Annotated in this window: 17 protein-coding genes and 3 tRNA genes; 11 read left to right on the top strand and 9 right to left on the bottom strand. The window is 39.2% G+C overall.

The window, feature by feature from the left end:
• Nucleotides 1-59: 59 nt before the first annotated feature.
• On the bottom strand, nucleotides 60-998 hold the full coding sequence (locus tag PQ479_RS11860; protein WP_047987982.1) for an NAD-dependent epimerase/dehydratase family protein: 939 nt from the start codon (nucleotides 996-998) through the stop codon (nucleotides 60-62).
• Nucleotides 995-2,275: a UDP-glucose dehydrogenase family protein gene (locus PQ479_RS11865; RefSeq protein WP_047987983.1), complete on the bottom strand. Its 1,281-nt coding sequence runs from the start codon at nucleotides 2,273-2,275 to the stop codon at nucleotides 995-997. The genes PQ479_RS11860 and PQ479_RS11865 overlap by 4 nt, the downstream gene beginning before the upstream one ends.
• Before the next feature lie 339 nt (nucleotides 2,276-2,614).
• Between PQ479_RS11865 and PQ479_RS11870 the strand changes: the two genes are divergently transcribed.
• The 5 genes from PQ479_RS11870 (at nucleotide 2,615) to PQ479_RS11890 (ending at nucleotide 8,914) form a co-directional block, all read left to right on the top strand.
• The gene (locus PQ479_RS11870) at nucleotides 2,615-3,427 is read left to right on the top strand and encodes a UTP--glucose-1-phosphate uridylyltransferase (protein WP_047987984.1); all 813 of its coding nucleotides are present in this window, start codon (nucleotides 2,615-2,617) and stop codon (nucleotides 3,425-3,427) included.
• A gap of 311 nt (nucleotides 3,428-3,738) precedes the next feature.
• The gene (locus PQ479_RS11875; RefSeq protein ID WP_273717006.1) at nucleotides 3,739-3,879 is read left to right on the top strand and encodes a hypothetical protein; all 141 of its coding nucleotides are present in this window, start codon (nucleotides 3,739-3,741) and stop codon (nucleotides 3,877-3,879) included.
• 108 nt (nucleotides 3,880-3,987) lie between these two features.
• Nucleotides 3,988-4,350: an LbetaH domain-containing protein gene (locus tag PQ479_RS11880; RefSeq protein ID WP_053070327.1), complete on the top strand. Its 363-nt coding sequence runs from the start codon at nucleotides 3,988-3,990 to the stop codon at nucleotides 4,348-4,350.
• Between the two features lie 21 nt (nucleotides 4,351-4,371).
• Nucleotides 4,372-5,472, top strand: a complete 1,101-nt coding sequence (locus PQ479_RS11885) for a glycosyltransferase (protein WP_047987985.1) — start codon at nucleotides 4,372-4,374, stop codon at nucleotides 5,470-5,472.
• A gap of 352 nt (nucleotides 5,473-5,824) precedes the next feature.
• Nucleotides 5,825-8,914, top strand: a complete 3,090-nt coding sequence (locus tag PQ479_RS11890) for a beta strand repeat-containing protein (protein ID WP_475652156.1) — start codon at nucleotides 5,825-5,827, stop codon at nucleotides 8,912-8,914.
• Nucleotides 8,915-8,932: 18 nt separating this feature from the next.
• Here PQ479_RS11890 and PQ479_RS11895 read toward each other — a convergent pair whose 3' ends face one another.
• The 4 genes from PQ479_RS11895 to PQ479_RS11910 are packed head-to-tail and all read right to left on the bottom strand — an operon-like array spanning nucleotide 8,933 to nucleotide 12,615.
• Nucleotides 8,933-10,036 carry a DegT/DnrJ/EryC1/StrS family aminotransferase gene (locus tag PQ479_RS11895; RefSeq protein ID WP_047987986.1) on the bottom strand — a complete coding sequence of 368 codons (1,104 nt, stop codon included), beginning with the start codon at nucleotides 10,034-10,036 and terminating at the stop codon, nucleotides 8,933-8,935.
• Nucleotides 10,033-10,575, bottom strand: a complete 543-nt coding sequence (locus PQ479_RS11900; RefSeq protein WP_047987987.1) for an acyltransferase — start codon at nucleotides 10,573-10,575, stop codon at nucleotides 10,033-10,035. The genes PQ479_RS11895 and PQ479_RS11900 overlap by 4 nt, the downstream gene beginning before the upstream one ends.
• Nucleotides 10,575-11,537 (bottom strand): NAD-dependent epimerase/dehydratase family protein, encoded by a 963-nt coding sequence (locus PQ479_RS11905; RefSeq protein WP_047987988.1) that lies wholly within the window; start codon nucleotides 11,535-11,537, stop codon nucleotides 10,575-10,577. The genes PQ479_RS11900 and PQ479_RS11905 overlap by 1 nt, the downstream gene beginning before the upstream one ends.
• A 1-nt stretch (nucleotide 11,538) precedes the next feature.
• Nucleotides 11,539-12,615 carry a glycosyltransferase gene (locus tag PQ479_RS11910; protein WP_047987989.1) on the bottom strand — a complete coding sequence of 359 codons (1,077 nt, stop codon included), beginning with the start codon at nucleotides 12,613-12,615 and terminating at the stop codon, nucleotides 11,539-11,541.
• A gap of 139 nt (nucleotides 12,616-12,754) precedes the next feature.
• Here PQ479_RS11910 and PQ479_RS11915 point away from each other — a divergent pair, with 139 nt between their 5' ends.
• Together PQ479_RS11915 and PQ479_RS11920 are read left to right on the top strand one after the other, a co-directional pair.
• Entirely contained in the window at nucleotides 12,755-13,846 is a 1,092-nt protein-coding gene (locus PQ479_RS11915; RefSeq protein WP_047987990.1) for a DegT/DnrJ/EryC1/StrS family aminotransferase, read from the top strand.
• Nucleotides 13,847-13,957: 111 nt separating this feature from the next.
• Complete coding sequence (locus tag PQ479_RS11920) at nucleotides 13,958-15,208, top strand: nucleotide sugar dehydrogenase (RefSeq protein ID WP_047987991.1); 1,251 nt, start codon at nucleotides 13,958-13,960, stop codon at nucleotides 15,206-15,208.
• Nucleotides 15,209-15,785: 577 nt separating this feature from the next.
• Here PQ479_RS11920 and PQ479_RS11925 read toward each other — a convergent pair.
• The 3 genes from PQ479_RS11925 to PQ479_RS11935 all read right to left on the bottom strand — a co-directional run bounded on the left by PQ479_RS11925 (nucleotide 15,786) and on the right by PQ479_RS11935 (nucleotide 18,950).
• The gene (locus PQ479_RS11925; RefSeq protein ID WP_420535544.1) at nucleotides 15,786-16,424 is read right to left on the bottom strand and encodes an HD domain-containing protein; all 639 of its coding nucleotides are present in this window, start codon (nucleotides 16,422-16,424) and stop codon (nucleotides 15,786-15,788) included.
• A 5-nt stretch (nucleotides 16,425-16,429) separates the two neighbouring features.
• On the bottom strand, nucleotides 16,430-18,781 hold the full coding sequence (locus PQ479_RS11930; RefSeq protein ID WP_047987993.1) for a UvrD-helicase domain-containing protein: 2,352 nt from the start codon (nucleotides 18,779-18,781) through the stop codon (nucleotides 16,430-16,432).
• 97 nt (nucleotides 18,782-18,878) lie between these two features.
• Nucleotides 18,879-18,950 (bottom strand) — tRNA-Gln (locus PQ479_RS11935).
• A 105-nt stretch (nucleotides 18,951-19,055) separates the two neighbouring features.
• Here PQ479_RS11935 and comGA point away from each other — a divergent pair.
• From comGA to PQ479_RS11955, 4 genes are all read left to right on the top strand, one after another.
• Nucleotides 19,056-20,090 (top strand): competence type IV pilus ATPase ComGA, encoded by a 1,035-nt coding sequence (comGA, locus tag PQ479_RS11940; RefSeq protein ID WP_053070328.1) that lies wholly within the window; start codon nucleotides 19,056-19,058, stop codon nucleotides 20,088-20,090.
• A gap of 10 nt (nucleotides 20,091-20,100) precedes the next feature.
• Entirely contained in the window at nucleotides 20,101-21,150 is a 1,050-nt protein-coding gene (gene comGB, locus PQ479_RS11945; RefSeq protein WP_047987994.1) for a competence type IV pilus assembly protein ComGB, read from the top strand.
• 86 nt (nucleotides 21,151-21,236) lie between these two features.
• Nucleotides 21,237-21,312, top strand: a tRNA-Ala gene (locus PQ479_RS11950).
• A gap of 26 nt (nucleotides 21,313-21,338) precedes the next feature.
• Nucleotides 21,339-21,431 (top strand) — tRNA-Ser (locus PQ479_RS11955).
• Nucleotides 21,432-21,579 lie beyond the last annotated feature (148 nt).

A 21,579-nucleotide genomic window follows, 5' to 3' on the forward strand; every position in this document is an offset into this window, starting at 1 on the left:
CACAGCTCAAAACAACAATTAGCCATCGCTAATTGTTGTTTTATTTACATTCGGCATTTTCAATGTTTTTTGATATAGTCAATTTCGTTTTTTAAACCTGTTTTTAAATCAGTGAGTGGTTGATAATTAAGTAATTTTTCAGCTTTTGAAATATCTGCCCACGTATGCTTCGGTTCACCAATTGCTTCGTTTATAAATGCTTTTTTTGCTTTTTTACCTAGAAGCTCTTCGAGAATGCTTATAACATTTAATAATGATGAACGTTGCTTTCCACCGATATTAATGGTTTCTCCAATCACATTTTTAGCATCCCTAACGGACGCTGTTGCAATAACGCAGTCATCGATATATGTGAAATCACGTGTTTGTGTCCCATCACCGTAAATGGTAATTGCCTTATCTTTTATCATACTTTTAATAAATCGGTAGAAGGCCATATCACTGCGTTGCTTGGGACCAAAAACGGTAAAATAACGTAAGATAACGGTTGGAATGTTAAAGCTTTCTCGATATACGTGACATAAATGTTCGCCCGTTAATTTTGTAATCCCATAGGGTGATAGTGGTTTTGGTATACTTTTTTCTGATATTTGACCACTTTTCTCGCCATAAACAGATGATGTTGAGGCAAAAATAAACTTTTTTAAAGGTATTGATTTACATGCTTCTAGAAGACGCTGTGTCGCTGTAATGTTGTATAGTACATATTGATGAAAATCAGCTCCCCAGCTCGCTCTTACCCCTGGTATACCTGCAAGATGGTAAATATATTCACTTCCTTTAAGAAGGGGTTCCCAGTTTACATCAAGCATATTCGACTCAATCAATGTAAAGCGAGGATGGTCTAGGAGAGCTTGAACATTTGCATATTTTACATTTTTAGAAGTTGGGCCAACAAATGCATCTAATCCAATTATTTCGACAGTTGGATTTTCAAGTAACTTTTGACAAAGGTTTGAGCCAATAAAACCAGCAGCACCTGTTATGACTATTTTCATAGCCTTGCCACCCCCATATAGTTTAATCCTCGGCTGGTAACTAAGTCTGGAAGTATACAGTTACGGCAATCAAAGATTAAAGTACCATTCATTTTTTCCGCAATAATTGACCAATCAGCATTTTTATATAAATCCCATTCGGTCGCTATAATAAGTACATCTGATTGTTCAATCGATTCATATAAATGTTGATAATTAGTTGTATTCTGTATGTGTGTCTTGACTACTGGATCGTGGACATGTAGATCATAACCTCTTGCACTTAGATGTTCGATTAATTTTATTGCTTGTGATTCGCGGATATCATCCGTATTTGGTTTAAATGAGAGCCCCCAAACAGTTATTTTTTTATTGAGCAAATCAGGCTCTTTATTTAGCAACTTTTTAATATAGAAGTCCACTTGACTATCATTAACAGTTTTAGTTGCTTTTAAAAGATGTGGACTAACCTGCTTTTGTGAAGCTAAAAAAATAAGTGCTTCAAGATCTTTTGGGAAACAAGAACCACCATAACCTAACCCAGCTCCTAAAAAATGAGAACCGATTCGCGGGTCCAATCCAATACCTTTGGCAACTTTTGTGATGTCGATGTTATATACTTCGCAAATTTTAGATATTTCGTTTATAAAGGAGATTTTTGTAGCTAGAAAAGCATTAGCAGTGTACTTAATCATTTCCGCTCCTTCTAAACTTGTAATATGAAAAGGTGCATCGAAAGGTTTATAAAGCTTTTGAATTAGTTCAATAGGTTTATGATCGTTAACGCCGATTACAATTTTATCTGGTGAAAGCATATCTTGAATGGCTGAACCTTCACGTAAGAACTCTGGATTTGAAACAATGTCAAAATGAAGAGGTGATACCCCTAATTTTATTAGCTCTTCAACTATTTTTTGATTCGTCCCGATAGGTACTGTACTTTTTGTTATTATTACTTTATATGAGTTTATGCAAGAAGATAATTCATTAATTACACTTTCTAGAAATGTAAGGTTTGTACGTCCATCAGATAAAGAAGGTGTGCCAACCGCAATAAAAATAACAGAGCTTTCATTTACTGCTTTAGATAAGCTTGAAGAAAAAAGCAGTCTACCACTTTTTAAGTTGACTTTGATCATATTTTCTAATTGTGGTTCAAAGATTGGAGTGTTTCCGTTTTTTAATTTTTCTAGTTTTTGCTCGTTTATTTCTACACAATATACATAGTTACCTAAATCGGCTAACACGGCGGATGTCGTTAAGCCAACATAGCCAGCACCAATGACACATACATTCATTTCTTTCGCTCCTTTTTCAATCTAACCATATGAATAATATAAAAGTTTGTGGCACTAATATCGTATTTTAATTGGTTAAAAAGAGTGATAGATATTCGGGGAATCTAACTATTGCCTATGATAGATAGGGGAATTGCCCTTTTTGCACGTTATACGTTTAAATTGGCAGAATATAAGAATACTCGACATAGTAGCCAATTTTGTTCTAAGTATAAGTGCTAGTAAGCCTCTGCCTTCGCCATTTCAAGGCTTGACAATCGGTAAGTTTTCTATAGGGACAACTTTCTCCCTCTGTATTAATGAATAAAATAATAGTAACTTTTGACAGGGGGGGAAATTGTGAAAGTCAAAAAAGCAATTATTCCAGCAGCTGGATTTGGTACAAGAAATCTCCCAATTACCAAAGTCGTTCCAAAAGAAATGTTTCCAATCCAAGGAAAGCCAGCTATTCATTATGTCGTGGAAGAAGCGATACAATCGGGAATCGAAGAAATATTAATCATCATTTCAAGGAGTAAAACTTCTATCATTGACTATTTTGACCGTTCCATTGAACTCGAAAACTTTTTGAAGGAAAGAAATAAATCTCATTTAATCCACAAGATTATGCCTCCTTCTGTTCATATACAATATCTCCGTCAACCAGTTGCAAACGGGCTTGGGGATGCTTTGTTGTTAGCAGAACCTTTTATCAACGATGAGCCTTTTGTTGTTTTACTTCCCGATGATATTTTTATTGATAAGGAGTGTGACCTTATACAATTAATTGAAACATTTAAACAAGTTCACTCGAGCGTAGTGGGGGTTAAGTATGTTGAAGACGACTTGTTGAAAAATTACGGTGTTATCAAAGAAAACAAAGTAAAAGACAATCTATACGAAATATTGGATATTGTTGAGAAACCTCAAAATCATCCACCTTCAAATCTTGCAGTTGTAGGACGTTACGTATTTAATCCTGATATTTTTTCCTATTTAAAAAAAGTAAAACCTGATAAATCAGGAGAAGTACAATTAACCGCAGGGTTAAAAGGGATAATTGTTGATAAAAAGTGTTTTGCTAAGGAGGTAGTAGGTGAAAGGTATGACATAGGAACAGAGGTAGGTTACGTTAAGCTTATCGAAAGAATGAATATAAATGATGGAAAATGATGTGAGTAAAGGAGATTTTAATTAAATTAATAGGGTGACCTCTTCAATAAAAACCACTATTTGAAAGTGGTTTTTGTTTTGATTTTTATGTCTACTTACAAGGTTAATGCATACTCTAACATTAGTAGTGACTGTAAGGACGTGAGGACGGAATAATCATGAGAATGGCGATTGTTGGCTGTGGCAGAATTACTGAGAAGTATTGTCAAACTATATGTCAGCTTGAAAATGTTGAAATTGTTGCCTTGAGTGATATTTCAGAAGAGAGCTGTTGAAAATACAGTTTCATTATAGAGAGGGAGGAGAATATATTGAAAATTGACCCTTCAGCTCATTTAGGTAAACAAGTTGAGCTAGGATACAATGTCATCATTGAAGCGGGTGTTGATGATCGGGGATTATGTCATGGTTGGGGAACATCGTATTATTCGAGAAGGTACAGTCATCGGTAATCATGTTCATATTGGTGAATTCGTATTATTAGGAAAGATGCCAGCTTCCAATAAAAAGATGGAAAGAAACCAACACATTAGTTACCAGTATTACAGATTCATTCCGGTGTGATAATTGAGACATATGTCACTCTTTATAAAGGAAGTTTAGTAGGGGAGGATACCTTTATTGCTGATTATGTAAGTATTAGAGAACAGGTTCATATAGGTGAACATACTATAGTTGGTAGGCATGTAATGGTGGAACCAAATACAAATATAGGAGATCATACGACAACTCAAACAGGAACGTATAATACAGCTGATACAACAAGTGAAGATGATGTATTTATTGGGCCTTGTTGTTCGATGTCGAATGATAAATATATGGCTTCAGGTAAAGGTATTCACATAGGACCAATTATCAAAACAGGAACAAAAATAGGAAATCATGCAAAATATGTAGGGAATCCTGCGAAACCTTTGAAATAAATATTCTAATGAGGTGTTAAAATGGTAACGATAAGTTTATGTATGATCGTTAAAAATGAAGAAGCTGTATTAGCTCGTGGTTTAGATACAGTAAAAGACATTGTCGATGAAATCAATATTGTTGATACGGGCTCGACAGACCGAACTGTTGAAATTGCTAAGGAATATACAGACCGTGTATTTTTTTATGAATGGACGGGGAACTTTGCAGCGGCACGTAATGAATCTTTTAAGTATGCAACAAAGGATTATATTTTGTATTTGGATGCGGATGACGTGTTGTTAGAAGAGGACCAAAAGAAGTTAAAAGCGTTAAAAGAGACACTAGATCATTCAGTAGATTCTGTTTCGATGTTTTATAATGCAGGGATGGATAGCTATGGGAATGTCACGTTGCGATATCGTCGTAATCGATTAGTTAAAAGAGAGAAGAACTTCAAATGGGGCGGAGATGTACACAATTATTTAAATGTTTTTGGAAATATCATCAATTCAGATGTAGCAGTTACTCATAAGAAGATCAAACATGCAGTTAGTAGGAATTTATCTATTTATAAAACAAAGATTGAGCGAGGAGATACATTTTCTGCAAGGGATTATTTTTACTATGGGAATGAACTGAGAGAAAATGGTCATCCAGAAGAGGCCATTGAATCTTATGATAATAACATTGCTATGGAAGAGGGCTGGATTGAGGATAAGTTTTATGCGTGTATTAATAAAGCGGATTGTTATCGACATTTAGGAGATACGAAAAAAGAATTGGAATCATTGTTCCAGTCGATTATGTTTTCAAAGACTCCTAGACCTGAGACTTGTAGTCGAATCGGTTATAACTTTCAACAAAAGAAAGAGTATGTACATGCGATTTATTGGTATGAGTTAGCGACTAAACTAAAGCCGGATACGAATCAATGGAGCTTTAGTTATCCTGCTTATTCGACATGGTATCCTCATATACAACTATGCGTTTGTTACGATCGAACTAAAAAATATGCGAAGGCTTATGAGCATAATGAGAAAGCGAGAGCGTATAGACCGAAGGATCCTTCAGTCCTTCATAACAAGAGCTATTTAGAAAAAACGTATGGGTTCGGTAGCGAAGAGAATCAAGAAGATTAATAATAGGAAAGGGTTATTTGAACGGGTTGTTCCTGTTTGGATAACCTTTTTATTTTGTTTTGGACTTTTCTTTTTTGTATAGGTTATTGTGCAAGCGGAATTAGGTCCTAAGAATATATTAGTTAATAGAATTAGTTGAAAGTCTAGCTTTGTAAGGTATAAGAGGTGGGGGAAATTGAATTTTAGTCAGAGAGGAAAAAGATGTTGTTTAAATGAACGAGTTTTTTTGGGGGTAAATCAGAGTATAAATCCTTTTCATACTAGAGGCATTCCAGGTCCAAGGGGGCCTGTTGGACCTCAGGGGGCGACTGGATCGACAGGGGAAACAGGAGCCACTGGCTTAACCGGTCCAATGGGAGTAACCGGCGTCACGGGATCGACTGGGATAACCGGGGTAATAGGACCGACCGGAGTAACGGGAGCCAGCGGGGTAACGGGAGTAACGGGAGAGACCGGACCAACCGGGCCAATCGGAGCCACGGGGCCAACCGGAGTCACAGGAATAACCGGAGCCAGTGGGGTAACGGGAGTAACGGGAGAGACCGGGTCAACAGGAGTGACAGGGCCAACCGGTTCAATTGGAGCAACGGGAGCCACAGGACCAACAGGAGCCAGCGGGGTAACGGGAGTAACGGGAGGGACCGGACCAGCCGGGGTAACGGGTCCAACGGGAGCCACCGGGTCGACCGGAGTAACCGGAGCCACCGGACCAACCGGGTTAACCGGAGCGATCGGGCCAACGGGAGAGACGGGACTAACCGGGTCAACCGGAGTAACCGGAGCAACGGGAGCTACAGGACCAACGGGAGCCACCGGGATAACCGGAGCCAGCGGGGTAACGGGAGTAACGGGAGAGACGGGACCAACCGGACCAACCGGACCAACCGGGCCAATCGGAGCCACAGGAGCCACGGGGCCAACCGGGCCAATCGGTGTAACAGGAGTAACAGGGGTAACCGGAATCACGGGAGCAATGGGAGCCGCAGGACCAACGGGAGCCACCGGGCCAACCGGAGAGACAGGGGTAACCGGGGCGATCGGGCCAACGGGAGAGACGGGACCAACCGGGCCAATCGGACCAACCGGACCAACCGGTCCAACAGGAGTCCAAGGAATAACCGGAGCCAGCGGTGTAACGGGAGTAACGGGAGAGACCGGACCAGCCGGGGTAACGGGAACGATAGGAGCAACAGGGATAACCGGTCCAACGGGAGCGACAGGATCAACGGGATCAACCGGGGGAACGGGAATAACCGGAGCCACCGGGGCAACCGGAGTAACGGGAGTAACGGGAGCGATAGGAGCAACAGGGATAACCGGGCCTACAGGAGTAACCGGAGCCACAGGGGTAACCGGGCCTACAGGAGCAACAGGAGCAACGGGAGCAACGGGAGCAACGGGAGCAACGGGAACAACCGGAACAACAGGAGCAACAGGGATAACTGGTCCAACGGGTCCAACGGGAATAACCGGAGTAACTGGGGTAACGGGAGCGATAGGAGCAACAGGGATAACCGGTCCAACAGGAGTAACCGGAGCAACGGGAGCCACAGGACCAACCGGGGTAACGGGAGAGACCGGAGTAACAGGAGTGACAGGGATAACCGGAGTGACAGGGGTAACAGGAGCCACCGGGCCAACCGGTTCAATTGGAGCAACGGGAGCCACAGGACCAACCGGAGCCACCGGGATAACCGGAGCCAGCGGTTTAACGGGAGTAACGGGAGTAACGGGAGCGATAGGAGCAACAGGGATAACCGGGCCTACAGGAGTAACGGGAGCAACGGGAGCAATCGGGGTAACAGGTCCAACGGGAGCAACCGGAGTAACGGGAGCGATAGGAGCAACAGGGATAACCGGGCCTACAGGAGTAACCGGAGTAACGGGAATAACAGGCTCACCGGGAATAACAGGAGCCACCGGAGTCACCGGGACAACAGGGGTAACTGGTTCACCGGGAGCAACGGGAGTAACAGGAGTCACCGGGGTAACGGGAACAACAGGAGTAACTGGCCCAACGGGAGTCACCGGGGTAACGGGAACAACAGGAGTCACTGGTCCAACGGGAGTAATCGGAGCAACAGGGATAACCGGGCCTACAGGACCAACCGGAGTAACGGGAGCAACAGGGATAACCGGGCCTACAGGAGTAACCGGAGCAACGGGAGCAACCGGAGTAACGGGAGCAATTGGGGCAACCGGAGTAACGGGAATAACGGGAGCCACCGGGGTAACCGGAGTAACGGGAGCGATAGGAGCAACAGGGATAACCGGGCCTACAGGAGTAACCGGAGCAACGGGAGCAACAGGGATAACCGGTCCAACGGGAATAACAGGAGTCACCGGGGTAACGGGAACAACAGGAGTAACTGGCCCAACGGGAGCCACCGGGGTAACGGGAACAACAGGAGTCACTGGTCCAACGGGAGTAACCGGAGCAACAGGGATAACCGGGCCTACAGGACCAACCGGAGTAACGGGAGCAACTGGAGCCACCGGGGCAATAGGAGTAACGGGAGCGACAGGTCCAACCGGAGCCACCGGAGCAACTGGGGCAACCGGAGTAACGGGAACAACAGGGGTAACAGGTCCAACAGGATCGACAGGAGTAACAGGAACAACAGGAGCAACAGGGGTAACGGGAACAACAGGGATAACCGGTCCAACAGGATCGACAGGAGTAACAGGAGTAACAGGAGCAACAGGGGTAACGGGAACAACCGGACCAACCGGACCAACCGGACCAACCGGTCCAACAGGAGTCCAAGGAATAACCGGAGCAAGAGGTCCAACAGGAGTCCAAGGAATAAGAGGAATTACAGGAGTAAGAGGTCCAACGGGAGCCCAAGGAATAAGAGGAATAACCGGAGCAAGAGGTCCAACGGGAGTCCAAGGGATAAGAGGGATAACCGGAGCAAGAGGTCCAACGGGTCCAACGGGTCCAACGGGTCCGAATGTTGCTTTAACTGGTTTCTCGGCTCAACGATCGGCTACTTCCACGGGTGCTTCAACTCAATTAGGTGGTTGGACTGTGACTAGCCCGTATTATACGGGTACAGGGTTTAATGCGACAACTGGTTCTTACACTGTTCCTATAACCGGACGTTATTCGATAAAAGCAATTATCAGTTATTCAACAACTGCTGCTATTTCAGTGCAGTTAGGTGCTGGGGTTAATCCAACTTTTGTGATACAAAGAACTTCACCTACATTAACAAATCTAGTTTCGGGTTTATTTCCTGTATTGAACGTAAACATTGCATTATTATTAAATTTGAGAACGATTTTAGGAAGCGGCTCAGTTACGTTAACAGCTGATGTTCAATTAAATGCCGGAGATGTAATTGGAATATTTTATGTGTCAAATGGGTTGACAATTAATTTGAACTTAGGAAATGCAGATCCATCAGCTACGGTATGGTCCGTGCATAGAATCACTTAATAAAAAAACAAGCACAGTTCATTTAAGATCTGTGCTTGTTTTTTTATGAAAGGATACGATTTTTTCAATTACTTTCTCTGCGGGCACATCGTCGTGACAAGGTAATGTAATGGTATGTTTTTGTAAATAAGCAGAATTTATCTGTTGCTGTTGGTATTTTTTTGTATAAAAGCTCGTGTTGCTTAAGCTATAGGTGCCCATTGTTGCCTCTATATGGTTGACGAATAAATAGTTGATTAATTTATCTCTATCTATACTAGGAGGTGTTTTGAAAACAACGGATTGTTTATTGTGTGTCGTATCTTTGTTAACCTTTTGAGCTTGGAACCCTAATGGAGTCAGGTTAGCTTCATATAGGTCATGAAGTGATTGACGTCTTTGGATAATGTCATCTAATTTGTTTAGTTGATGAATGCCTAGTAGGCAAGAGATGTCTGACAATCTGTAGTTGAATCCACTATAGATAAAATCAAAACCCGTATCTCTAATAGTGGCTCCGTGGTTTAATAATATGTTTAATTGATGATTCCAGGTCTCGTTGTTTGTTAGAATGGCTCCTCCTTCACCCGTTGTTAATAACTTTCTAGGATGAAAGCTAAAGCATGTTAAGTCGGCAATATTACCAATTTTTTCGTTTTGAATCGAACTACCAATTGAGCAGGCGCCATCCTCGATTAATGGAATCCCTTTATTGGCACATATATTTTTAATTTCTAATAAATTGGAAGGGTTACCGAGAGCGTCGACGAAGATGACCGCTTTTGTACGGGGAGTAATCTGAGATACTAGAAGCTTTGGGTTCATATTAAAGGTATCTAAGTCAACATCTACAAAAATTGGGATTGCTCCTAAATTTTCTATTACATTGGCAGAGGCAGGGAATGAAAAATCAGAAACAATCACCTCGTCACCCTTCTGTATGTTTAATAGAGTAAGGCATGTGCTTAGTGCAGTTGTGGCAGATGAGGTAAGATGTACATAACGTGCTTTCGTATAATCCGATAAAGCCTCTATGAATGTTTGGACGTAAGGTCCTTTTGTAAATTGTTTCGTTTCAAAAATCCTTCTTAAGTCTGCTTCGACTTCTTCGTATTCAATATAAGGCTGAATGAGCTTAATCATGATGGGTCATCCTTTTTTACTCTTTTTTTGATGACTTTTACAGGTACACCTACAGCGACACTATTTGAGGGGATGGAGCGATTAACTAAAGCATTTGCTCCAATTTTACAATTTTCACCGATTGTTACGTCGCCTATAATCGATGAACACATACCGATGTTACAATTCTTTTCAATCGTAATCGAAGGAAAATGTAAAGGTGAAAATAGTGTGGGTTCGTTAGGGTCGTCTGGGTCGATATGGGAAGAAGCTAATATATGAACAGATGGACCAATTCCAGCATACTCCTTAATCGTCACACCACCCGCCCCATGTATAAAACATCTTTGACCAATCCAACAATTTGACTCAATGGTTAATGGATGGAGATAGTACCCCTTTATAATCGTATCGTGACCAATATAGACATTATCGCCGATATAGACATTTTCTGGATGAAAAATGCGTACACCATCTTCAATAATAACATTCTGTCCACATGAGCCTAAATATTCCTTTTTAAACGTGCCTGCTCCGTCACCTTTCCATTGCTTTTCCATCAGGTATTCTCCCGTTCTATAAATTTTGAAGTTCTACGAATGCCTTCTTCAAGGTCTATTTTTGCCTCGAAATGAAGAAGTTCTTTCGCTTTTTTTATATCTGGGATCCTTAATTGAATATCAGCCGTTGAGTTGTCAATATGCTGAATACTTGATTTTGACTGTAGGACTCGAATAATTGTCTGAGCTAATTCGTTAATGGTTGTAATGGCTTTTTCATTCCCGATATTAAAAGATTCGCCGTTAGCTGAATCATTCACAAGCGCACAATAAATGGCATCCACCATATCGTCTACATAACACCAAGCTCTAATTTGTGTTCCGTTCCCGTGTATATAGATAGGTTGATTTTTTAATGCTTTTTCAACCATTAATTTAATTGCCCCTTCACCAACTTGACCAGGACCATATATATTAAAAGGTCGTAAAATAACGGTAGGTAAACCTAATTGCTTATAGTATGAATAAGCTAAGTGTTCACTAGCAAGCTTACTTACTGCATAAGTCCACCGAGCCTCACCTACAGCTCCTAATACAGCTTCACTATGTTCAGAGGAGCGAAAGGCCCTTTGACCATATACTTCGCTTGTGCTGAAACAAATCACCTTTTTACATTGACTGAGCTTTGAAGCCGCCTCTAAAACATGCAAGGTTCCTAACATATTTACTTTCATGGTATTAATGGGGTTTTGTGTGACCGTATCTATACCGGCTATTCCAGCGGCATGGACAATATAGGTTGCTTGATGTAAAGATTGTTGAATGTCTTCTAAGTGAAGGATATCACCTTTAACAATCGTAATATTCGGGTCGTTCATATAATCTTTGTACCTCAGTGAATTCCGAAAGAAATTATCAAAAACAATAATTTTGTTGTTTGGTAATAACTTTTCTATAAGCTTTGAACCTATAAATCCGGCTCCCCCTGTAATAAAGATTGTTTCATTTTGTAGTTGATTCATCTTAACTAGCACCTCTTTCATTTTTTGAAAGAATCTCTTTGTATACCTGTAATAGTTTTTGACTATTTTTCATATGATCATGGTGTTTCATCGCATAGTTTCTTGATTGTACCGATATAGAAGGTAATTGATCTTGGTTTTGTAAGGTGTTTCTAAGAACTTGATAAATAGTATTGGGATTGGCTGAGATAATAGGTAAGTCATCAGGGTAATGCTCTTTCATGTAGTCGCTAATATGACAAATAGTCGGCTTCCCTAATGCCATGCATTCCACGGCCAATAATCCATAAGTTCCAATGTGTAATTGATCAATGATTATATCTGCTTGTTCATAGATTTTTTTTGCCTTGTGATGAGAGGTTCCCGTAATTAATTGAAAGTCAAAGTCAAATTCTGCTTGTAATCGAGTAATAGCATTAATGATGTCGTTAGATCCTTTAATCTGATAATTGGTAGGAGCGTGAACAATGAATGGTTTTTTCTGTTGCTGTTTAATAAAAGGATACTTAGCGATATCTACACTAGTAGGGATCATGTAAATTTTCTCGTAATAATCCTCCACATATCGAAGTAATTCATGATCGGCCACGATACAATACGGGATATAGGTGGATATTTGACGTAAATTGCTTTCGATATAATGAGGATCACTTACTTTGGCTTTAGCGTAAGGGTTAATTTCTAGTGCTTTATTTAAGGTGCGAACATCGCTACCCCAATGGTGAAAAAGCATCGGTTTTTGATGAGCCTTTATGATGGGTAGGTCATTAAAATTCGGTAACAATGTATGCAAAAAATGAAAATGGAACATGTCGAAATTAGGAATAATTGAATGTTCTATATGTTCCTTCATTAAAAGCGGTTGATTAAAATCTTTCCAATCACCAGCTTCTATTTCAAATTCAGAAGAATAATTAAGGTAGGAAGGGTAGTAATTAAGTGTATGTGCTTTAACATTTATTTTTGATAATCCATGGGCGATTGTTTGCATTTGATTAGCTATTTCAATCGTTCCTTGTAAAACTCGTAATTGTTGATGAACCGAGCTATTCTCGTGTGATTCTCCTTCATTTAACATGTTATTCCTACTTTCCGTGATAATGTTCAAGTCATTATATGTTTTATTTGTGGAAAGTGTTTTATATTTTTTGTTGCGGTACATTGAATTCCGCGGTTGCATATAGTAAATTATCTAAATTTGAAGCTGAGGTGATAATTTGATCCCGTTAGTCCATGTAGATAGACAAATGCAAAGTATGAAAGCAGAAATAATTTCGTGTGTAGCAGAAATTATTAATAGCGGTCAATATGTTTTAGGAGAACAGGGTAGGCTTTTTGAGAAGGAAGTCTGTCAATATCTAAATAGTCCATATACTATTAATGTTGCCAATGGAACGGATGCACTTGTTTTGGCACTAAGATCACTTGATATTGGTGTTGGTGATGAAGTGATTACAACTCCATTCACTTTTTTTGCAACGGCAGAGGCTATCTCCCGAGTAAAAGCAATACCTGTTTTTGTTGATATTGATCCCGTTTCTTATAATATGGATCCTAAATTGATTGAAGCTAAAATAACGAACCGAACCAAAGCAATTATTCCCGTACATCTCTTTGGGAAATCGTGTCATATGGAGCAGATAAGTAAGATAGCAAAGGCTCATAATCTGTATGTAATTGAGGATGCTTGTCAAGCTTTTGGAGGTGAATATAATGGTGAAAAACTGGGGGCTATTGGTGATGTAGGCTGTTTCTCATTTTTTCCGACTAAAAATCTTTCAACATTTGGAGATGGTGGTTTAGTGGTGACGAAACACAAGAAGGTAGCTGATAGAATCAAACGCCTACGTCATCATGGTAGTGAAAAGAAGTATTTTCACGAAGAAGTCGGATATAATAGCCGTTTAGATGAGGTACATGCTGCTGTATTAAGACTTTCCTTACAAAAAATAGATCAATGGAATGAGACAAGAATAAAAAAAGCAGGGACCTATTCAACACTTGCAGATTTAGAGGGTTACACATTGCCGCAGTTAGTTAAGGGTAAAGAGCATGTCTATCATCTATATTGCTTGGAACATAATCGTCGTGATGATCTGATTCAATATCTAAATGACCAAGGTATTGCGTCAGGTGTTTATTATCCATTACCTCTGCATCTACAAAACGTGTATAAAAAATTAGGTTACCAACATGGTGACTTTCCAGTAGCGGAATTAAAGTCAAAACGATTATTAGCTTTACCTATGCATCCTTTTCTAAAAGAGGAAGAACAGCAGTATATAATCGAACAACTGAGAACCTTTTGATGAAAAATAGGGGAGAATTACAGCCCATTTAAAGGTATTGGCATGTCGAAATTAATCCTAAATTCATACATATAACATATGGTGTTTACGTGTCTGGAAAGGGGTTAATGTATGAATAATAAGGTCGCCATTATTGGATTAGGGTATGTAGGCCTACCCTTGGCGATTCTTTGCCATCAAAAAGGATTTGATGTTACAGGAATCGATATTGATCAAGCGAAAATAAATTCATTAAGTCAAGGAATTTCTTATTTAGCAGACTTGTCGGATGGAGATGTTCAAGAAGTTGTACAATCACCAAAATTTAAATATGCAACAGACTTTGGAAAAGTAAACGATGTGGATACAATGATTATTTGTGTGCCTACACCATTAAGCGCGCAATCAGAACCGAACTTGAATTATCTTCATCATGCGATTGAACGATTAATGCCACATTTAAAGCAAAATCAATTAATTGTTGTAGAAAGTTCTACGTATCCTGGGACAACAGAAGAAGTCATTAAGCCAAAACTAGAGGGAAATGGTTGGAAGGTAGGGCATGATCTATTTTTAGGATATTCTCCAGAACGAATCGATCCAGGAAATCAGTTATTTTCTTTGGAGAATATTCCAAAAGTAATTAGTGGTGTGACCGAATCGTGCTTAGATGCATTAACAAATGTATATCAGCATATTTTTCGTGAGTTAGTTCCTGTCAAGAGTACAAGAGTGGCTGAAATGACAAAAATCGTCGAAAATACACAGCGGTTTATTAACATTTCATTTATGAATGAGTTGAGTAGAATTAGTGAGAAGTTAGATGTTGATATTTGGGAAGTGGTGACAGCCGCTAGCACAAAACCTTATGGATTTACGCCTTATTTTCCAGGGCCAGGAATTGGAGGGCATTGTATTCCCGTTGATCCGCTTTATTTGAAATGGAAGGCGGAACAATTAGGAGTGAAAACGGAATTTATCGATTTGGCAAAAAAAATCAATGACAAACAACCAGATTATATTGTTGAACGAGTTAGTCAGGTTGTCAAACATGATAAAGCAAAGCTATTAACAATTGGTCTAACGTATAAAAAGGATATTAACGATATAAGGGAATCAGCTTCAATCCCTGTCTTTCAACGTTTAGTCAGAAGTGGTTATCAAGTTGATTACCATGACCCCTTTATAGAAAATTTGGAGTTTAATGGACATACTCATTCGAATAAACCATTATCAGCTCCAATGCTATCTGATTATGATGGCGTTATAATATTAACCGATCATAGTCAAGTCAACTATGAATTAATTAAGAAACACGCTAAGCTCATCTTTGATACGAGGAATAGATTTCAAGAAGATTCTAATACCATATATAAGCTATAAGAATAGAATAGCTATGATTGGAATGCGGGAATTGAGAATGAGGGGAAATAATGCGAGCGATTCAGCTAGAGAATCCCCCAGGACGGAATGCTAGCTTAGTGCCCCGTACTATCCGATATCGACGAGCAAAGCTTTGCATATCGTTATAAAACAACTACCATTCAAAAAAACATCACTCATTGAACTTATATATAAACACATGGCGAAGCGGATTCGCTCCACCACCAACAAAGATGAAAGTCGGCTAACACCAATTTAACGATTAATAAATGTTTGTGCAGATACAGACGCGAAACCTTTGAGTATCTGCACAAAGAGGCAGTTAATGCGGAGCAAACGAAAATACGAAGCAATGAAGCCGAAAAAAGAGCCAACAATGCGGAGTAAGTGAATAAGAGCGTCAATTTGATATCAAAAAAAGCCCGTATTTACAACCATTAACACGGACATTTATCCAGCAGGACCACGCGGAGCATAATTTTCGGTAGCGACGAGTAGAGCACTATGTTCGCACTAACTTTCATAGAAAATAAACCGATGACAAACAAGGAGCTGTCATCGGTTTTTTAGGAATCGCTTATTTCCATTCATGATAAAATTGTTTTAGAAATTGTTCCATAAATTCATGACGAATATTCGCTTCCTTCTTACCACTCTCTGTATTCATTAAATCTTTAAGCTTTAATAGCTTCTCATAGAAATGGTGAATGGCGGAGGATTTCCCGTTACGATATTCTTCTATAGTCATATTTTCTCTCTTCTCAATAGTTGGATCATAAATAGGTTGACCTTTATGTCCTGAATAAGCGAATGTCCGTGCAATACCAATCGCCCCAAGAGCATCTAATCGATCGGCATCTTGAACGATCATAGCTTCTTTGGATTGCAGCTTATCACCGTTACCACCACGATAAGAAATCGTTTGGATAATCGTTAGAATATGATTTTGAATGTCTTGATGAACTTCAAGCTCCATTAGTTTATCCGAAACTCGCCTTAATGCTTCTTCTTGATTTTCAAATAGCTTATCATCAATTAAATCGTGTAAGAGTGCTGCCATAGTCACGATAAATCTATCGCCACCTTCAGCTTTAGCAATAGTTTGAGCTAAATGGGTAACTCGCTGTATATGGTACCAATCATGTCCACTACTCTCTCCTAATAAAATTTCTTTGACCCATTTTTCTGTTTCCTCTAAAATGTGGACTTGATTCAAACTAATCATCCTTTCACTAATGATTTGGGTAATATTGTCTGTCTTTGTGCTTCTCTGACAAATCGAGAAGGTTGTGCTTGCTTGCCTCGTCTCATTTGTGGAACGGATATATAGAGATTCTCGATAGCTCGAGTTATTGCTACATACATGAGCCGTCTCTCCTCTTCTAAAGGGGCATCATTTCCTTCACGAAGCGATTCCAAAGCATAATCGTGTGGTAAACTACCTTCTGTTGCACCGATAATATAAACATGTTTGAATTCTAGACCTTTTGCACGATGAATGGTCATCAATTGAACGGTATCATCGTCTTGGCGTTGTAGTTTATATTCTTTATGCTTAGCTGTCATATGCTCAACATGATTAAGAAATTCTTCGATCGTTGTAAACTGTCTAGCAATCACCTTTAAATCACGTAAATCATCCGACCCTCTATCCATTTTATTGCCTTCGTTTCCTTGCTTTTTTAGAAAATCCTTGAATCCCATCTCTATTTCAATGTAGTCAAGCGCTTCTATCGGTTTTCGTTTTTTCAATGATTGAAATTGCTTAGGTAAATTTTTGAGTTTTTTTTGTTGAAAGGGTAGGATATCTGTTAAATGTGTAAATGCTTCCACTAAGCTACAATCATTTAATATACTACATGCTTTGATATCCTGTACGCAGCCCTGTTTTAAGAATAATGCACCCACTAACTCTGTGACAGAGTGAACATGATTAGGGTTTTGGGACAACTGTAAATACGCAATGATTTTCCTAACGGACTTGCGGTGGTAAAATGATTCGTTCATGCCTTCAATGGAAAAGGGGAGACTAGAATCTATGAACCTTTCAAATATAGCTCTCATATGTGTATTTGTACGATATAAAATGGCAAAATCGCTAGGTTTGGCACCTGATTCAATTTTCTCTCGGATATCTGTCACTACCATCGTCGCTTCTTCTTCCTCATCATAGGGATAAAATAAAGTCGGGTAACGCTCTAGGTCGAATTGTGCTAATAGCTTTTTCTTGAACCGTTTTCGATTTGTTTGTATGACTTTATTTCCAATCGCTACAATTCCATGTGTGGAACGATAGTTATTGTTGAGGATTACTTTTTGAGCTTCTGGATATTCCTTTTCAAAAGATAAGATATAATCTGGATCGCTACCTCTGAACCCATAAATCGCCTGGTCGTCGTCGCCAACGACACACAAATTCCTAGATTTAGCTATTAAGAGTTTAATTAATTCAGCTTGTACTTTATTAATATCCTGGTACTCATCAATAGATACATAATGAAAGCGTCTTTGGTAACGGGCCAGTAATGGTTCATTTTGCTTCAAAAGTTCATAGCAGCCTATCAGCATATCATCAAAATCAAACTTATTTTGATTTTCCTTACTTTCCTCATAAAATTTATATAAATGAAGAACTTGTTCCTCCCAATGGTCTCGTGGTTTGACTAAAGCAGGGGGGATTAAATGATTTTTCCACCAGCTGATTTGTGTGAGGGCTTGGTCAAAGGCAAAATCTTTTTCTTCGATATTAATGGTTCTGGCAGCTTCTTTTACGATTTTTTCTTTTTGCCAGTCTGCTACCAATAAATGGTTTTGGTTCCATTTTTCAGGTTGATGGTGCATTAATATTTTATAAAAAATACTATGAAATGTTCCGATCATAAGCTGTGACAAATCTGAATGTGAAAGGTTAGGAAATGAAGCCATTCGTTGTTTCATTTCTTTGGCAGCTTTGGCTGTGAACGTTACTAAAATCATTTCTTTAGGAGAAATACCTTTTTCTACGAGCATATAGGCAGCTCGTGTTGTTAGGACTCTTGTTTTTCCACTACCTGCTCCTGCAAGTATTAATAAAGGACCTTCCGTTTTCTCAACTGCTGACCATTGGATATTACTCAACGTAAAGCCTAAGTTTTCAAGGGTCTGTCGATAGGGAGAGGGCAGTGTAAAAGCTTGGTCCAATTTCTGATGTTGAAAGGGAATGACGTTCCGAATAGATTGTGGCTCTTTCCATAAGCTAGAATCGCCTTCATTTTTTTCATTGGAAATAGATCGACCAGTCGGTAATGAGAATCCATTAAAGGAACGTGATGTTTGATTCGTGTGCTCTTTTTTTACTTGATGTTTTTGATAAGAAGCTTCTATGTAGGCTTCCACTTCTTTCTCACACGGGTAAGAGTTGTTTCGGTGAAAGAAAGTAGGTTTGGATTCTAAACTAATATGTAGTTGTAATGGTTCCCCACAATGAAGGCAGGTTACCTTACCTGTTTTAGCTTCTTTATGTAGAATTTGCCACTCTGCTCGTTCTTTTTCGGGGAGATATATGATTTTATTTTGATAATAGGCAGCTTTCATGTCTACCAACTCCTATTAATTATAATCGCACTATGCATGGTTAATAAGAAAAAGCTACACAAGGAAGCCGTTAAACGGACCTTATGTAGCAGGTAAGCTGGGCTAGCTGGATTCGAACCAACGCATGACGGAATCAAAATCCGTTGCCTTACCGCTTGGCGATAGCCCACTAATAAAAAATATTATATCCTAACTGATCCTTTTCATGCAAGTTATGGAGGATTTTTTTCGTCGATGTCGAATTTGTACAAAGTAAAAAATAGGAGGTGCCATTGTGTATGAAATCGAACAATTAAGCCAAGCGATGATTCGTGAGGCCATTGAAAGTCAAGCTTCCGACTTACATCTTATTCCTACCAATAAGGATTATGTCATTCAAATGAGAATACATGGTCAGATTTCTCGAAGGAAGCGCCTGAAATATCAGCAGGCAGAGAGACTCATTAGTCATTTGAAGTATCAGTCTGGAATGGATATTGGTGAAAGGCGAAAAGCACAAAGTTCTACGATTTATTTTTATGAAAATGAGATAGCGTATTTCCTTAGATTGTCAACTCTTCCCGCAGTTCCCTCAGAAAGTCTAGCCATTCGAATATCCGAACAACACTCCCATAAGAACTTACATGCATTACCTCTATTAAATAAACAAACTAATCATTTATTATCCCTTTTACGATTTACTTATGGATTAATTTTATTAACTGGACCAACGGGTTCAGGAAAAACTACGACCCTTTATGCCTTGCTGAAAGAGTGGTTGAAAATAGGTGGAAAGAGAATTATATCGATTGAAGATCCCGTTGAGCAAAACCTAGAGGAAGTTGTGCAGATACAAATCAATGAAAAAGCAGGGATTACGTTCGATTCCGGATTGAAATCAATTTTAAGACATGATCCAGATATCATTGTCATCGGTGAAATACGTGATCGTTTAACCGCTGAGCTTGCTTTGCGAATGGCTCTCACCGGACATCTAGTTATCGCAACCTTGCATACCCACAATAGTTATTCAGCTATTTTTAGGCTATTAGATTTTGGATTAACGAAGGAGGAGTTAGGAGAGGCTTTAAGAGTGATTCTTTCACAAAGGCTACTTTTACCAACGTGTTCGTTATGTCAAATCCATTTGTATTCGACTGATTGTACGCATTATTTAGAAAGGAAACGCAAGGCCATCTTTGAGTTTTTAAAGGGAGAAGAATTAAAAGCAGCATTATTGAATCGTCCTTTTCATTACAGAAAAATTTCATCGGAATTAAGGCTAGCATGGGCACTCGGGTTGATTGAGCATACTGAATTAGAAGGGTAGGATACTGTACATGTCTTTATTTAAGCGAAAAACAAAGAATAGTAAGCGAATCATTACGGACCACTTGTATCGGATCTCACGCCTTTTGCAACAAGGTTACTCTATATCAGCAGCACTATCATTTATGAAGGTTCATTCAAGTACTCATATGAAAATACTTTACGAACATATAGAAGCTGATTTAAATGAAGGAGTTCATATATCAGAGGCATTTTCTAGACTAGGCTTATCTAAAGATATCTTATCTTTTTTATATTTTTTTGAGAGGCAAGGCAATTTAGAAGAGGGATTTTTGTTTGCTAGTAAATTAAGTCAGCGAAAAGAGCGTGTAAAAAAAGATTTTATGAAAATTATAAGATATCCGCTAGCATTAATATGGATAACATTACTAGTAGTTTTAATGTTACAACAAGTGGTCATTCCACAATTAGTAACGATTTATGCGAGCTTTAGTGGTGAGAGACCGGCTATGACCTCTTTTTTGTTTTCGGTGATTCAAAGCACTCCGTATATTATAGCTTGTTTGAGCTTTGTACTTGTTTTATTGTTCTTCTCATATATGGTTTATATCAGACCGAAATCCTCTGTATATCAAGTGAGACTTCTCCTTAAATTCCCCCATGTTCATCAATTCGTTAGAAGTATAATTACTTATTACTTTTCATTGCAATTAGGTAGGTTGTTGGAGTCGGGTATGGCGATTGGTCAAGCATTATCGGTTTTTCTAGAACAAAATTACTTAGATTTCTATGAAGGAGAAGTTAAGGAAATTCAAAGCTTGTTAACTCAGGGCTTCTCATTTTATGAAATTATGAAAGCACATCCTTATTTTTTGACTGAACTTGCTTTCGTTATTGATAATGGAGAAAAAACAGGATTCTTAGGAAAAGATTTGCAATCCTATAGTGAAATTTTGTATGCTGATATAGAAAGGTCGATCGAAAAATTCTTTGCCGTTCTCCAGCCTTTGTTTTTTATTGTCATTGGAAGTTTTATTTTGTTTTTGTTCATCGCGATAATGCTACCAATGTTCTCATTATTTGAGTCTTTTTCATTTTAAATAAAAAAAGATAAAAAAGTGTTGCACATTTTAAATGTTTCGTGGTATAGTAATAAACGTCGCTAAGACATTACATAAAAACGTTTGGGGCCTTAGCTCAGCTGGGAGAGCGCCTGCTTTGCACGCAGGAGGTCAGCGGTTCGATCCCGCTAGGCTCCACCATGAAACAGTTCATTGATAGTTGGCACGGAGGAATACCCAAGTCCGGCTGAAGGGATCGGTCTTGAAAACCGACAGGCGGGTTAAACCGCGCGGGGGTTCGAATCCCTCTTCCTCCGCCATATTTTTTTTGCGAGTAATATCGACGCATAATCTTATCTGAAAAACGAGAAGAGGAAGATGTCCTCATCCCAGAGTAAACATCATCCATAAACTTTAAAACGACGCGGGGTGGAGCAACGAGCATTACATCAACGAGTAATCTCCGAG

The sequence above is a fragment of the Alkalihalobacillus pseudalcaliphilus genome (assembly GCF_028610675.1).
GTDB lineage: Bacteria > Bacillota > Bacilli > Bacillales > Bacillaceae_D > Alkalihalobacillus > Alkalihalobacillus pseudalcaliphilus.

Bases quoted from the DNA above. Each gene is read 5' to 3' on its own strand.
- comGB (WP_047987994.1), top strand. From the start codon at position 20,101: ATGTCTTTATTTAAGCGAAAAACAAAGAATAGTAAGCGAATCATTACG.
- PQ479_RS11895 (WP_047987986.1), bottom strand. From the start codon at position 10,036: ATGATTAAGCTCATTCAGCCTTATATTGAATACGAAGAAGTCGAAGCA.
- PQ479_RS11905 (WP_047987988.1), bottom strand. From the start codon at position 11,537: ATGAATCAACTACAAAATGAAACAATCTTTATTACAGGGGGAGCCGGA.
- PQ479_RS11885 (WP_047987985.1), top strand. From the start codon at position 4,372: ATGGTAACGATAAGTTTATGTATGATCGTTAAAAATGAAGAAGCTGTA.
- PQ479_RS11910 (WP_047987989.1), bottom strand. From the start codon at position 12,615: ATGTTAAATGAAGGAGAATCACACGAGAATAGCTCGGTTCATCAACAA.
- PQ479_RS11930 (WP_047987993.1), bottom strand. From the start codon at position 18,781: ATGAAAGCTGCCTATTATCAAAATAAAATCATATATCTCCCCGAAAAA.
- PQ479_RS11865 (WP_047987983.1), bottom strand. From the start codon at position 2,275: ATGAATGTATGTGTCATTGGTGCTGGCTATGTTGGCTTAACGACATCC.
- PQ479_RS11890 (WP_475652156.1), top strand. From the start codon at position 5,825: ATGGGAGTAACCGGCGTCACGGGATCGACTGGGATAACCGGGGTAATA.
- PQ479_RS11920 (WP_047987991.1), top strand. From the start codon at position 13,958: ATGAATAATAAGGTCGCCATTATTGGATTAGGGTATGTAGGCCTACCC.
- PQ479_RS11900 (WP_047987987.1), bottom strand. From the start codon at position 10,575: ATGGAAAAGCAATGGAAAGGTGACGGAGCAGGCACGTTTAAAAAGGAA.
- PQ479_RS11860 (WP_047987982.1), bottom strand. From the start codon at position 998: ATGAAAATAGTCATAACAGGTGCTGCTGGTTTTATTGGCTCAAACCTT.